This is a genomic window from Neorhizobium vignae (assembly GCF_000732195.1).
GTDB classification, from domain to species: domain Bacteria; phylum Pseudomonadota; class Alphaproteobacteria; order Rhizobiales; family Rhizobiaceae; genus Neorhizobium; species Neorhizobium vignae.
This window is the reverse complement of the sequence record NZ_JNNU01000002.1, coordinates 936,016-950,880: the sequence shown is the minus strand read 5'-3', so window position 1 is coordinate 950,880 and position 14,865 is coordinate 936,016. Positions and strand designations below refer to the sequence as shown.

8 protein-coding genes are annotated in these 14,865 nt (G+C 59.4%); 6 read left to right on the top strand and 2 right to left on the bottom strand.

All coding sequences use genetic code 11. From position 1 onward, the window contains the following. On the bottom strand, window positions 1-1,218 hold a 1,218-nt coding region (locus GQ59_RS31750), incomplete at its 3' end, for a hypothetical protein (protein ID WP_152564210.1). Here GQ59_RS31750 and GQ59_RS04650 point away from each other — a divergent pair. The 5 genes from GQ59_RS04650 (at window position 1,120) to GQ59_RS04630 (ending at window position 12,093) form a co-directional block, all read left to right on the top strand. After that, a complete protein-coding gene (locus GQ59_RS04650) occupies window positions 1,120-6,096 on the top strand; it encodes a beta strand repeat-containing protein (protein ID WP_152564209.1) in 4,977 nt (1,658 codons plus the stop codon). The genes GQ59_RS31750 and GQ59_RS04650 overlap by 99 nt on opposite strands. A 433-nt stretch (window positions 6,097-6,529) precedes the next feature. After that, window positions 6,530-7,969 carry a TolC family outer membrane protein gene (locus GQ59_RS04645; protein WP_152564208.1) on the top strand — a complete coding sequence of 480 codons (1,440 nt, stop codon included), beginning with the start codon at window positions 6,530-6,532 and terminating at the stop codon, window positions 7,967-7,969. Between the two features lie 18 nt (window positions 7,970-7,987). Next, entirely contained in the window at window positions 7,988-10,144 is a 2,157-nt protein-coding gene (locus tag GQ59_RS04640) for a type I secretion system permease/ATPase (RefSeq protein ID WP_037077939.1), read from the top strand. A gap of 38 nt (window positions 10,145-10,182) precedes the next feature. After that, entirely contained in the window at window positions 10,183-11,433 is a 1,251-nt protein-coding gene (locus tag GQ59_RS04635; protein WP_051903792.1) for an HlyD family type I secretion periplasmic adaptor subunit, read from the top strand. Between the two features lie 30 nt (window positions 11,434-11,463). Next, window positions 11,464-12,093 carry a ribbon-helix-helix domain-containing protein gene (locus GQ59_RS04630; protein ID WP_244447895.1) on the top strand — a complete coding sequence of 210 codons (630 nt, stop codon included), beginning with the start codon at window positions 11,464-11,466 and terminating at the stop codon, window positions 12,091-12,093. 40 nt (window positions 12,094-12,133) lie between these two features. On the opposite strand, the gene GQ59_RS04625 is transcribed toward GQ59_RS04630, so the two are convergent. Then, entirely contained in the window at window positions 12,134-12,985 is an 852-nt protein-coding gene (locus GQ59_RS04625; RefSeq protein ID WP_244447894.1) for a transglutaminase-like cysteine peptidase, read from the bottom strand. Window positions 12,986-13,373: 388 nt separating this feature from the next. Here GQ59_RS04625 and GQ59_RS04620 point away from each other — a divergent pair, with 388 nt between their 5' ends. Next, window positions 13,374-14,528 (top strand): ABC transporter substrate-binding protein, encoded by a 1,155-nt coding sequence (locus GQ59_RS04620; RefSeq protein ID WP_037077931.1) that lies wholly within the window; start codon window positions 13,374-13,376, stop codon window positions 14,526-14,528. Window positions 14,529-14,865 lie beyond the last annotated feature (337 nt).

Below are 14,865 nucleotides of genomic sequence, written 5' to 3'. Positions count from 1 at the left end.
GTCAAGAACAACTTCCAGGTCAATGTCATCGACGATAGCCCGATCATTGCCGGGCCTGCCGGTTCGGGCAATGTGTCCGAGGTTGGACTGCCTTCGGTTTCCTTCGACTTCGACAGTCTGAATGTGAAGATTGGGGCAGACAAAAATAACCACGTCGCTATTGGCACAGACGTAAACGGCGATCCGATCATCAATGCTGGCCTGACCTCGGATGGCGTTGGATTGCACTATGCCATACTGACCACCAACGGCGTTGATCAGCAACTCGTTGCCTTCAAGGATGGCGATACGGTCGACAATCCGGTCTTTATCGTATCCGTGGTCCATCCTGGCAGCTTTGTCGTCACTCTCCATCAGAACCTCGATCATCCGGCCGGCAGCGATAGCCTCACGCTCGATCTCGTCGCCCGTGTCTATGACGGTGACGGAGACTTTGTCGACCAGCCGTTCAAGATCGATGTCGCCGATGGTGTGCCGACTATCGGGGCGGCTCCCGCCATCCAGACGGTATTCGAAGACGGCGTCCAGACGCTTAGCAATGTGGCGCTCTCCGTTTCCTGGGGCAGCGATGACGCCAATTCGAATGCCGGAAATAACGATCGTTCGTTGACGTTCGCAAAGCCGGTCGCTGCTAACAACGTAACCGTATCGGGTCCCGCAGGCGCCTTGCCCAACCTGACTTCGAACGGCGCGCAGGTACAGTTTGCATTCGTTGGCGCGTATCTCGTGGGCTATATCGGCGGGACCATTCCGGCGAGTGCGGCCGACGCCAATCTTGTGGTCTTCAACGTATTGCTGTCGGATCTCGCTTCCGGCAGCTACACCTTCAACCTGCTGCAGCCGCTCGATCACCCGGCGCCGATCGGCACTGCCGATTACATCGATCTGGCCTTCACCTATCACGCGACGGATGCGGATCACGACACGACCGCCGAGCATACCTTCGTGGTCCGTGTCGATGCGGCCGGAACCATCGACTCCATCAACTACTCGAACCTGACTTCGAGCGTCTTCGTCAATCTCGATGGCGCAGCGCAGACGGTGCTCGGACAGACGGTAGCCGGCGACCGGGCAACCGACGGTGCTCTCGTCACTGACAAGGTTATCGGCATCGACAATGTGACCGGCATCAATGATGCGATGGGTGGTTCTGCCGCCGACATTCTCATCGGTGGCGGCGAAGCCAACAAGCTCACCGGCAATGGCGGCAGTGACCATCTGGACGGTGGCCTCGGTGCGGATATCCTCGACGGCGGCGAAGGTGACGATACCTTCGTTCTTGGCGCGGATGTGACCGGTTCCGGTACCCGCAACATTCAGCTGGGTGACGGCAGTCTCGTGGCTGTCAATATCGCCGGTCTTGCGGGCACTGCCGACAAGGTTATCGGTGGCGCAGGAAACGACACGATCGTCCTCGAGCGGGACGGCAAACCGGGCTTCGTGGCCGATTACAGCACGGCTCCGGGTTATCTCTCCGGCGTCGAAAAGATCGTCGGTACCGATGGCAACGACGTCATTCTTCTGGCTGCAGGTTCCACCGCGGACGGCGGACCGATCACCCTCGAAGGCGGTAACGGCAACGACATTCTCGGCGGTTCGAATTCCGCCGATATCATCAACGGCGGCGACGGCAATGACCTGATCTCAGGGCTTGGCGGCAATGACACCTTGACGGGTGGCAATGGCGACGACGTGATCTGGGGTGGTCTCGGCGCCGACAAGATCTATGGCGAAGATGGCAACGACACGCTGGTCGGCGGCAAGGGCGACGATCTGCTCGACGGCGGCACCAACAGTGCCGTTGGCTTCAACCGGCCATCCAACCCTGCATCGGGTGACGCTGCAGCGATTATCGCTTCGGCTTTCGGCGGCGACACCGCAGACTACTCGTCGCTGACGACGGGTGTGCTCGCCAACCTGGGCGACGCCGCAACTTGGCCGGCCGCTATTCCGGCCCACAGCGCAATCGATAGCAACGGCGTCAATGATGCCGTCGGAACGGATACGCTGGTCGATATCGAAAACCTGACGGGCGGTATCGGCGACGATATTCTGGCCGGTGACGGAAAGGACAACATTCTCAAGGGTGGTGCGGGTTCCGACACGCTTCTCGGTGGTGCAGGCAAGGATCTTCTCATCGGTGGGAACGACAATGTTGGCGACAACCTCTATGCCGGTTCCGGTGATGACGTGCTCATCCTCGGCAATGGCGGCGGTACGGCTAAGGGCGAGGGCGGCGACGACCTGATCTATGGTGGCTCCAGCGGCGATTGGCTCTATGGCGAAGACGATGGTAACCCGAACCCGGCCGACGCCGGCGACGACACCATCTTCGCTGGTGGCGGCAACGACCATATCGAAGGCGGCGGCGGTGCCGACGAGCTCTACGGTGAGGACGGCGACGATACGCTGGTCGGCGGCAAGGGCGACGACATCATCAGTGGCGGAGATGGTAACGATACGATACAGTGGTCCGTCGGCGACGGCCTGGATGTCGTCGATGGCGGCACTGAACTGGCGGGCGGTCGTGACCTGTTGCGTGTTGTCGGCTCCTCCGCAAGCGAGCAGTATGCGATCTGGAGCGTCGCGGCCTATAACGCCGCTCACCCCGGGGCTCCATATGCCGGTTTGGCCGAAATTCTGCTGACCGTGAACGGGGCGTTGGCCGTCGAGGTCAATGAGATCGAAGACATCGTCATTCAGGGCGGCGGCGGTGCCGATACTCTTGACGTCAACGGCAGCTTTGCGGGAACTTCTCTGCTTACCTCGACCATCACCTACGAAGGCGGAGAGGGCGATGAAACCTTCAACGTCTCGGAGCTTGCTTCCGGCCACAGCGTGGTCGTCAAGGGTGCCGGGGGAGCCGACGTGCTTGTCATCGGTGACGAGGCGGGCGAAAGCGTCTGGAAGGACGTGACCGTCACGCAGGATCCCGCCACCGGCGAGTTCACGATCTCGCTCCCGAATGGCGGACCTGTCCTCAAGGCGACCGGCGTCGAGAGTTTCCAGTTTTTCGACGGCACGGTCTCTGCAGCCCAGTTGATCGAGCAGGCGCCGACGGATCTGACGACTTTGGGTCTTACCGTTGCGGAGAACTCAGCTGCGGGCACAATCGTCGGCAGTGTTCATGGCGTCGATGTGAACGGTTCTATCGACCCGCTGAGCTATGCCTTCATCCTCGCCGATAGCTCTACGTCGCTGACGTCGGCAGACGGCAGGTTCGTGATCAACGCCTCGACCGGCGAGATCAGCGTCGCTGCGGGTGCGGTACTCGACTATGAGGCGACCCCGTCAATCGGCCTCTCCGTGCTGGTGACGGACAGCAAGAACGGCAGCTATTCCGAAACCTTCAGCGTGCAGCTGACCAACGTCAACGAAGCGCCCATTCTCGCTCATCCGATTACCGACCAGAGCATTGCGGAGGAGGGCACGATTTCCTTCCAGCTTCCGGCGGACGCGTTCTCGGATGTCGACTCGGCACTGACCTACACGGCCACCCTCGGCGATGGTTCGGCATTGCCGACATGGTTGCATTTCGATGCCGGGACACGGACGTTCAGCGGTGTTGCGCCATTGAACTACAATGGCAGCTTCGACGTGAAGGTAACCGCAACCGACGGCTTGAACGATGTTTCGGACACGTTCAGCATCGCGGTCACGCCGGTCAACGATGCCCCGACCCCGCACAACGACGTCTTTTTCGTCGACGAGGACCATACGACGTCCGGCGCCAATATCCTCGCCAACGACACCGATGTTGATGGGGACACTCTGTACCCGACCGCGGCAACCATCACGTCGGGGCCGGGGGGCAGCGGCTGGCTCTATCAGAACGGGGACATGGTTTACACGCCGCAAGCCAACGCCAGCGGTATCACCACGATCGACTACACGGTCAGCGACGGCACGACCACGGCTTCGGCAACCATCACGCTCAACATCCGCCCTGTCGCGGATGCGGCGACGATTTCCGGTTCTGGTCTTGGTAACGAAGACGGCACGGCCGCCATTGGGCTCAACATTGCCCTTGGCGACACTGATGGGTCGGAAAAGGTGACGCGCGTCGAACTGACGGGCTTTCCGGCCGGCGCGACCTTCAACCAAGGCACGCTGGTCGGCGGGGTCTGGGTTATCGAGAATGCCGCCGGGATCAACACCGCCGGCCTGACGATGACCCCGCCGCAGAATTTTGCCGGCAGCTTCACGCTTAGCGTGGCGGCAAAGGTTCTGGACAGCGCTATGCTCTCCGACGGCCTCGTTTACGAGGATACAGAAATTTCCACAGGTTCGATCTCGATTGCCGTGAATGCGGTGAATGACGCGCCGGTTATCACCGGCGATCATGCCCTTGCTGTCAATGAAGGTGCCACTGTTGCTGTAACTTCCCAGGATCTCTATTTCAGTGATCCGGATGACATCGGCACTGGCGTGACCTTTACTGTAACGTCCACGACGAATGGTTTGGTTCTAGTCAACGGTATTGTTGCAACGACGTTTACAGCTCAACAGCTTGCCGACAACCTTGTGAGCTTTAGGCATGACGGTTCGGAAACCACTTCCGGCTCCTTCGGCGTCAGCCTGGAGGATGGCAATGAAGATAATTCGACGGCGGCAACTGCTACTATAAGCGTCGCTGTAACGCCGGTGGATGATCAGATCGACACCATCACAGTCACGGGGTCTGAAACCGTAAACATGACGAACTACGACAAGATCATTTACAGCAACGATACGCTTAACCCATCTGGAACCACCGATGCAAAGGTCACTAATTTTGATGCCGTAGGCGACAAGATATCCTTGAATTTGGCTGGCGCTGATGTTCTGGGTGGTGCGTTTCAGGTTATTACTTCAGAGAATACCGATGTTGCGGCCGGCGTGAAAATTATAGCTCTTGAATATAGCGGAGCCACCTTGGGGTCCCTTAGTCAGGATAACGATGGAAGCAATGTTGAGGATATAATTGCTGCGGCTACCAAGGATTTTCCGGGACCGGGAATTTATACATTTGTAGTCTATCAGAATACCCAGGCGAATAATGCACATGCCGGGATTTATATGGTCCAGATTAACGATGTAACTGATCCTGCGTCTGGAAGTCCAAACTCGAGCCAGATAATTGTTGAGCACGTTATGACGCTCAATAACGTGGGATACGGGAAGCTTTCGGCGGCTAATTTCGTCGCCGCCGCAGACCCCATCATCCTCGACCTCGACCACAACGGCTTCGCCTTCACCTCGGTCGATGACGGCGTGAAGTTCGACATCAATGCTGACGGCAAGCTCGATCAGGTGGCCTGGACCAAGACCGACGGCATCCTTGCCTTTGACGTCGACGGCAACGGCAAGATCGACAACGGTTCGGAAATCTTCACCCCGAACTTTGCCGGTGGCGCTCATGCCGGCGGTGTGGCGGCGCTTTCGACGCTTGACGTCAATCATGACGGCAAGATCGATGCGTCCGACACCGGCTTCGACAAGCTGCTGGTCTGGCAGGATGCCAACGGCAACGGTGTCAGCGACGAGGGCGAGCTGAAGGGTCTGAACGACTACGGCATCACCGGCATTTCGCTCGATGCCGACAGTGCGGAAGGGTATATCGACGGCCAGGCGCTGTTTGCGGAAGGCTCGTTCACCTATGCCGACGGTTCGACCGGCTCCTTCGTCGAGGTCGGGTTCGACACTCTGTTCAGCGATGCGCCCGATCACGTCCTGGTCGGGACCGATGGTGACGACATCCTCGCCGCCATGCCGGGCCTGACGCAGATGACCGGCGGTGCCGGCGCGGATACGTTCGTGCTCGATCCTTCGGCCCTGCACGAACTGGACATGGCCGACATCATCACCGACTACAAGTCGAGCGAAGGCGATGCGGTCGATGTTTCGAAGCTTCTCGACACCCTGCTTGGTCATCAGGCAACCGGTGAAGAGGCCGCCGCGAATGTCCGCACGACGATCGCCGGCAACGACACGACCGTCAGTGTTCAGGTCGCGACCGACAGCTGGAAGGACGTCGCCGTGCTTCAGAACTACACCGAAGCCGTCAAGATCCTCTTCGACGACGACAAGCACTCGGCGAACATCTCGCACGTATAAAGTGAAGAGCGTTGCAAGTCGGAAACCGGAGAAAAGGCGCGCAAGCGCCTTTTCTTGTTTAAGTAATGTCTTGCTAAAGAACTCGAACAATCAATGACTGTTCTGAATTTATACAATTAGCAGGGGTGGGGGGCGTGTATCCATCCACCGCGGAAGAGCAGTTGTCCATGTGTCCCGGCGGCTACACAGGAGGTAAATGTATACGCCTGCGAAAACGTGCGGGACTATCTACTTTTGCGTCCAATCGGTTGGATTTATAAATTTTTTGTTAAAAAACAAATGGATGGTTGGTTTCCATTTGGTAATTAACCCTAGAGTGATGAATATCGGAAGCAGGCTTGGGCCGCTGAATTAGAAATGATAATACTTCCCAACGAAATCGCCGCAGTATATGAATGCCGACATGGGATTTTAATCGGCGAGGGGCATCCGATTGTTTAAGAGCACAAGAATTCTAGCGACGCTGCTGGCGACCGTAGCCTTGGGGGTTGTGTTTAGCGCACCTGCCAACGCGATGACGCTCGATGAAGCGGTAGCAAAGACACTCAAAACCAACCCGCAGATCATGCAGGCGGTAGAAAACCGTGAAGCGGTCGAGTTCGAGTTGCGGCAGGCGCGGGGTCTTTACCTTCCTTCCATAGATTTGCAGGCGGGTGTGAGCCGTCGTAGACTGTCCAACAGCAGTACTGGCACGCTGACACGCGACTACGAAAACTTCAAAGGCTCCGATGCGAGCCTGACAATTACTCAAACGTTGTTTGACGGCGGGAGCCGCCGCTCTCAGGTGGAGCAGCAGGCATCGCGCGTCGATGGCGCTTCGTTCCGCGTCGTCGAGCGGTCCGAGTCGCTGGCTCTTCAGGTTACTCAAGATTATCTTGAGTATATCCTGCAGTCCAAGATCGTCGGTATCGCCCAGCAGAACGTCGCTGCCCACAACCAGATTCTCGGCGATATCGGCGCCAGCATCCAGGGCGGTGCCTTGACCGACGCCGACCGTCTGCAGGGCCGTGAGCGCCTCGAAGCGGCCCGGGCCCGGTTGCGAGAAGCCCAGGAAGAGCTGGAACTCACGAAGATCCGCTTCCTGAAGACCGTCGGCGAGCCGATCGGTCCGGTCAAGGTGCCGGTATCGCTCGCGAAGTTCATCCCGAAGACGCTCAACGATGCTATCTTCATCGCCAAGAAGAACAGCCCGCAGATTCACGCGGCCGATGCCGACGTCGATGCGGCGGATGCAGGCGTTCGCGGTTCGCGCGCCAACTATCTCCCGAAGGTCGACCTTCAGGGTAGCGCACGCGTCGGCAACGACATCGATGGCAACCAGGGCAATACCAACGACGTTCAGGTCGGCGTGACCGCCCGCTGGAACCTCTATCGCGGCGGCATCGACCAGGCGCGCGAGCAGGAACAGATCCGTCGCGCCAGCGAACAGCGTTACGGTCTGGCGCAGGCCCATCGCGAGGTTGAGGAATCCATCCGCTCCGCATGGAACGAGCGCAGCGGTCGCGGCGAACTGTCGACGATCCTGGCGCGCCAGTCCTCGACGAACGGCAGCCTCGTTTCTTCGTATCGCGAGCAGTTCAAGGTCAATCAGCGTTCGCTTCTCGACGTGCTGGATGCCCAGAACACCCGTTTCAACACCAGCATTCTTGCGGAAACCGCACGATTTGCTTCGCTTTTCGCCGAATACAAGATCTTGGCCGCATCGGGCAGCCTGCTTCAGTCAATGAAGCTGAAGCCCGTCGGTCAGGCTGAGGCGTATGCCCGGAATGAGTTTGCTGTCCCGGGTGGCGTCACGAATCCTGGCTATGTCGAAGTTGACTCCCGTCAAAAGGCTGGCATGCCCATGGATCTCCTGGCGCCGATCCGACAGTAACGGATTGGCAAGGACCAAATGCTCAACGTAAAGCTCGACCACGCAGACACGACGCCGTTTCGGACATTTAAAACTGCATTCAGGTCTGTTGCGAGCTTTTACGGGCGCCCGACATCAGACATCGTCCTGTTTTCCGGATTGCCGGATGAGATTTCCGAATCTCTTGAACTGGACGATGTCGAACATCTGGCGCAGCGCATCGGGCTGGAAGTCATCCGTCACGGCGAACGCGAGTGTCGCGAGGGCAATTTCGATTGCCCCGCCATCATCGTCTTTGAGAACGGCGGCGTCCTGCCGCTGCTGGAAACCGATGCCGATGGAAACTACGTCACGGATCTGGTTCCGGCCTCGGGAAATCCCGTCAAGCTGACGCGTCAGGAGCTCGTGGCGCTAAAACCGAGCTTCGGTTTCGCCTTCACGCTCTATTATCAGAACGCCTCCGACAATGCCTCGGTTGGCACGGCCGGGGAAATAGAGCGCCGGCACTGGCTGCTGCGGGCGCTGGTTCCCTATTGGCGCACCTATATGCGCGTCATCATGGCCGCGCTGTTCATCAATCTGATTGCGCTCGGCTCGCCGCTGTTCACGATGAACGTCTATGACCGCGTGCTTCCCAACAAGGCGTTTCCGACGCTCTGGGTGCTCGCCATCGGCATCACGCTTGCCTACACGTTCGATTTCCTCTTGAAGACCGCCCGCGCCGCGCTCATCGATCATGCCGGGCGAAACGCGGATCTGCGTCTTTCCCAGATGATCTTCGACAAGGTGCTGAACTCGACGCTCGCGTCGCGTCCGCTGTCGACGGGTGAATATGCCAACCGCGTCACGCAGTACGAATTCGTCCGTGAGTTCTTCACGTCCAACACGGTCGGTCTGCTGATCGACACGGCGTTCGTGTTCATTTTCCTGATCGTGATCTACATGCTGTCAGGCTGGCTTGTGGTGATCCCGGCCGTGGCGCTGGTGCTGTCCGTGCTGATCGGTCTGCATGCCCAGGCCAAGATCGGCCACCGCATGGCGGCCGCCACCAACGAAGCATCGCGCCGCCAGTCGCTGCTGGTCGAGACGATTTCGACCATCGAGACCGTGAAGAGCCTTCGCGCCGAAGCGGGCATGCTGCGTCGCTGGCAGGAGCTGATGAAGCTCTCGAGCCGCACCAGCGAGGAAATCAAGCATGTCTCCTCGAATGCCGTAAACCTCACCAATCTTGTCCAGCAGATGGTCAGCGTTCTGATCGTGATTGCCGGCACCTACGAGTTTTCCGAGGGTCATCTGGCAATGGGCGCGATCATCGCGACCGTCATGCTGGCGGGCCGCGCGGGCGCGCCGCTCGGCCAGATCGCGATGGCGCTTGCCCGTTTCCGGCAGGCGATGACGTCGCTCAAGATTCTCGACAAGATCATGGAACAGCCGGAGGACCGTCCGTCCACGGTGGGTTTCGTGAACCGCGAGATCAAGCGGGGCGGCTTCAGCTTCCAGAACGTCTCCTTTCAGTATCCGGGATCTGACTACAAGGTTATCAATCAGCTTTCGCTGACCGTCGCTCCCGGCGAGCGGGTCGGGATCATCGGCCGCATCGGCTCAGGCAAGACGACGCTCGGCCGCCTTCTCGACGGCCTCTTCCTGCCGTCCGATGGTCGCCTGCTGATCGACGGCGTCGATATCCGCCAGTATCACATGTCCGAGGTTCGTTCCGCGGTCGCGGTGGCCGGGCAATCGTCCGACCTGTTCTCGGGCACGGTGAAGGAAAACCTGCTGATCGGCCGTGCCGATGCGACGGACGAGGAATTGCTCCATGTGTCGCGCATGACCGGCGTCGACGAGTTCGTTTCCAACCATCCGCGTGGTTTCGACATGCCGGTCGGCGAACGCGGCAGCAACCTCTCCAGCGGCCAGAAACAGGCTCTGGCGATTGCCCGCCTGCTCCTGACCAAGCCCAAGATCGTTTTCCTCGACGAGCCGTCGGGCGCCATGGACCTTGCAAGCGAGCGTCATCTCCTCGCCAAGCTCTCGACCGCATTCAGCCGCGAGACGACGCTGCTGATCGCCACGCACCGCTTCAGCATGCTGGAATTGTGCGACCGGCTGGTGGTGATCGACAAGGGCCGCATCGTCGCCGACGGGCCGAAGGCGGCCGTGCTCGAGGCGATGCAGCGCAAGGGAGCAAAGCCGTGAGCAGAGGCGTTCACGACAATCCCCCGTTCTTCGCCCGCATGCTGGTCGGCCTGGTGGCGGCCTGCATGGCGACGTTCCTCGCCTGGGCAGCGCTTGCGGAAATCGACGAGATCGCCCGCGGCGAAGGCAAGGTCATTCCCGTTTCCAAGACGCAGATCATCCAGTCGTCCGAAGCCGGCGTCGTCCAGGACATAGCCGTCCAGGTCGGCCAGATTGTCCGCAAGGGCGATCTGATCGTTCAGCTGAACAATACGACAACCGAATCCACGCTCGGCGAATCCGTTGCCAAGGCAAGGGCGCTCGGAGCCAAGATCGCCCGCCTGCAGATGGAAGAAAAAGGCGAATACGACCAGCCGTTCGTCTGTCCGGCCGATGTCCTGGCGGTCGCCAAGACCGTCTGCGACAACGAAGATCGGCTGTTCCAGGCCAACAAGGCCAGCTACAAGAACAAGTTCGATGTGCTTCAGGAGCGCATGAAGCAGCGGCAGAACGAACTCAGCGAAGCCAATGCCAACATCGATCGGCTTGAACAGAATATCGCCTCCTCGACGCGGCAGCGCGATCTTTACGGTCCTCTCGCCAAAAAAGGTCTGGTCTCGCAGACGCAGCTTCTGACGATCGAAAGCCAGCTTACGGACCAGCAAGGCCAGCTCAAGGTCTATCAGGAAAGCCTGATACGCCTTCGTGGTGCCGTCGAAGAAGCAAAGCTCCAGGTCGGGGAAATTTCGTTGGCTCTCCGCCAGCAGGCGCTGACCGACAAGGCGCAGGCCCTCGCGGAGCTCTCCGTCATCGACGAAACGATCCGCGGGGCTTCGGACCGCGTCAAGCGCACCGATATTCGCTCGCCGGTCGATGGCATCGTCAATACCCTGGAAGTCAATACGATCGGCGCCTATGTGGATCCGGGCCGTGTGGTTGCCGGCATCGTTCCGACGGCCGACACGCTGCTGATCGAAGCCCGCATATCACCGCGCGATGTCGCGTTCGTCCGCCGCGGGCAGCCGGCCATCGTCAAGATCACGGCCTATGATTTCGCGATCTTCGGCGGGCTCGACGGCGAAGTGACCAACGTTTCAGCCGACAGTATCGTTGAGAAGGAAAAGGGCGAGACCTATTACCTCGTCCAGGTCAAGACCAACAAGTCCGAGCTGGAACGCAACGGCAAGTCCTATCCGATCATTCCTGGCATGATTGCATCCGCTGAAATCATGACGGGCCGCAAGACAGTCCTCAGCTATCTCATGAAGCCTATCAATCGGGCGCGCTCCGATGCGCTTACCGAACGGTAGAGCTCTCCAATGAAATCAGGTGCGCTTTCAATGTCCGGCATCGAACCTGCGGGCGACCCGCTGCCGATCATCGACAAGGAAGAAGTCGAGCCGCGTTTTCGCGCGGTCGTGGCGCGCAATGGCGAGCGCCGCGGTATCCGGCTCGAGAAAATCTATTGGGAAGGCCTCAGCCGCATGTCGGCCGCAGGCAAGATAACCACCGGCGATCTGGTTCAGTACACCGCGTCCCAGATGCCGGAGGGGGGCAATCTCACCTCGCTGCTGCGCGTCCTCAGCCTCAAATGGGCGCTTGGACGGCTTGCGACGGTCGAGGATGTCTCGTCGCTCGAAAATCTCGGTGCGCTGGTTCAGGCATCGCCGTCCCCGACGGTTGTGTTGACACGGGAAAAGCGGCTGCAGTTCTTCAACGAACCGTTTCTTGTCATGCTTCGGCAGCGGTTGGTGGGGGAGGATCCGTCGCAGCTGATGAAGACCCTGAAGTTCTCGATCGACACGCAGATCGAAGACGCAATGGATACGCTGCAGATGAACCGCGGCAAGACCTTGAATACCGGTTTCACGATTTCCTGCGCCAGACAGGTCATCAAGGGGCAGATCAACCTGGCCCTTGCCCCGGCACACGAAAAGCCGATGCTGATCGGCTATATTTCCCGTTATTGACGTCCAGAGCCGGAACGCATCGCATTCCGGCCCGGAAAGCTCAGAAGTTTACACCTTCGCCTGGCGCAATCTTTTCCAGCGGCGTTGCCATGGCGACGTTCTGGTCCTTGCGGCGGGAGCCGTGCAGGAAACCCTTGCCGCCCTTGATCGAATAGAGCGGCATGTAGTCGGGAAGCTGCGTATCCAGGAGAACCTGGTTGCGCATGTTGTCGAGGATGAAGAACTTGCCGCCGGCTTCGACCGAAAGGACGGCGTGGTAGAAGTGCCGCTTCTGGTCGAACAGGACGACGATCGACATCTGGTCGGGGTCGACGCCTTCCGCGCGAAGTGCCGCCATTTTCAGGATGGCGAAATCTTCGCAATCGCCCTGCTGCAGGCTCAGCGTTTCCCGGGGTGTGCTCCAACGGTCGGTAACCTTGTAGGCGTCCTGGTCGGTGCGGTAGCGAATGGACTGGTTCACCGCGGCATTGACGGCGTTGAGCTTGTCGCGGATCGACGATTGCGACGTGTTCAGACCGACGAGCTGGATGGCGGCGAAGGCTGGGCTGCAGCCCTTGCCGTTGCATTTTACCGCGGTGCCGCTGTCCATTTCTTCGAGGGCGGGCGCGAGCTTCTTCAAGGCGGCGAGGCGCTTGAAGGGGATGGCGACAGTATCGAACACGGCGCCGTTGGGCGCTGCCGGCTCTACGCGCCTGGATGGTGACATGTCGGCCGGCTTGATTGCGACCTCGACTACGTTCGCAGGTCTCGCCGCGGGCAGAGCGATCGTCGAGCCGAGCTGGCTGAATGTCTGAAATGCTGCGGCAACCTGTACGTTCCGGAACGCAAGCGAAGCCATGATGGAGAGCGGTGTCGGAAGATATTCCAGGACATGAGTTCCGATAACCGCCACGCCGGCTCCAGTATTTGTCGGAAACTGCTGCTTTGCGATTGGAGCGGAGACTGCGGTGGAAACAATGAATGGTAATGTGAGGGCGGTAGCGATTGCGATTTTCAGGGTATTCTTCTTATTCGCCATTTTTTATCTCCCTTGATAGAGAGATGCTAGCAAGTTCCGCTGAATTTCTGGTTTTTGAAGATAGATAATCTATAAATAAGTTATTTGAGATAAAACGTATAAAATTTTATATTTCGAGATAGGTGCTTGTTAATGATTTTTGTCTGGGATAGCATGGCGTTACCACAACCAAGAAGGCCGCAGAGTGGTCCAGGAAATGCCGCAAGGACATTCGTTTTTTTACCCTTCAGATCTCGCTGACGTTACTCATAAGGCCTTCCGAATGACGACGCGCCTGCGTCCGATACGTATATCGCTGCTGGGTTTGTTGGCTGTCGCGATCCTGTCCGGATGCGAATCCTCGTCCGTTGCCGACAAGGTTCTCGACGACAAGGCGCTGAAGCCGCCGCCATCCGTGGTTGAGGAAACATTCGGGCGCGGCTCGACGGAAGTCACGGTGTTACTGACCAAGGCGCCGAACGGCATCTATGAGGGTGCTGCGCGCGACATCCGTGACGGTGCGGCACTCGCCATCGGCGAACTTGACGATGCCGGCGTCATGAAGATCAAGGTGATCGACGTGGCGGAGGGACCGGCTGCCGTGGCCCCGGCGCTCGCCGCTGCAAGAGCACGCAATTCCGGTCTGCTGATCAGCTATGCGCCGCAGGCGACGACGGCGGCGATTGCGGCCATTCCGGCCGATCAGCGACCGCCACTGATCAATCTTTCAAGCCCTGTGGCTGGCGCAAACGTTTTCAATTTCGGGTTCGATGAGGTGGCGAGTGTTGCGCGGGGCGTGCGTCCGGCCATCACCTCCGGCCATAAGAGAGTTGTCGTCCTGGCGCCCAATAGCATAGCCGGTGTCGACGAGGAGCGCCTGAGATCCGCGGTCGGCCAGGCCGGCGGCGCGCTGATCGGTGTGGTCCGTTATGATCCAGCCGCGCCGCTTGGCGACCTCCTAACCCGCAACAAGGCCCTGCTCGATGATGCGGGTGCCCTGGTGCTGATGGGGGACTCGCCGGCGGTCGGAACCATTCTCAAGGGTGTCCGGGCCTCTTTCGCCAAGCTGGCTGTGGTCGGAACCAGCCACTGGCCAATAGAGCTTTATGCCGATCCGGCTGCCTCCAATGTCATCATCGCGGCGGCCGATCCGGAGGCCTCCCTGTTGATCGGCGAGCGATATCGCCGCTTCAACAAGCGGTCGCTCTCGGTCTATGCCGCGGAGGGTTACGATAGTATCGCGGTCGCTGCCGGCATCGTCAGAGGCAAGGGTGCAACGGCCCTGACGCCGGGAGCGCTGACGACGAAGACGGGGTTTCGGGGCGTTACGGGCTTGTTCCGCTTCACGCCGAGCGGAATGGCGGAGCGCAAGATCGGACTTTACAAGATCGAGGGCGGCCGACTGGTGGCCATCGAGCCGAAGGCGGTCAGCTTCTAAAAGAACGAACCGTCGCCAATGATGGAGATCCTGCTGTAGCCATCCGTCGACGCCGGGCTTTACCGATCCGGCTCATCCGGTCGAGGGCCGCGTTGCCCGCTCGGCAGATGGATCGTCGGCGGTCGCTCCGCTCACGCGCTCGCAACGCATCGCCTAGATACGGCAGTCAGGACGCCCGCCGTTTTTGTCGTGGTTCGAAAAAGTCGCGGGTGGCCGATCCGGTGCGGCCGCGGAACCTGGGATTTGGGGGCTCTATAACTCAAGGAGTAGCGCTCGATATCCGAAGCCGTGAGTTGCCCAAGCCTAATCCGAATGGGCAGTTCCATTTCTGCAAGCC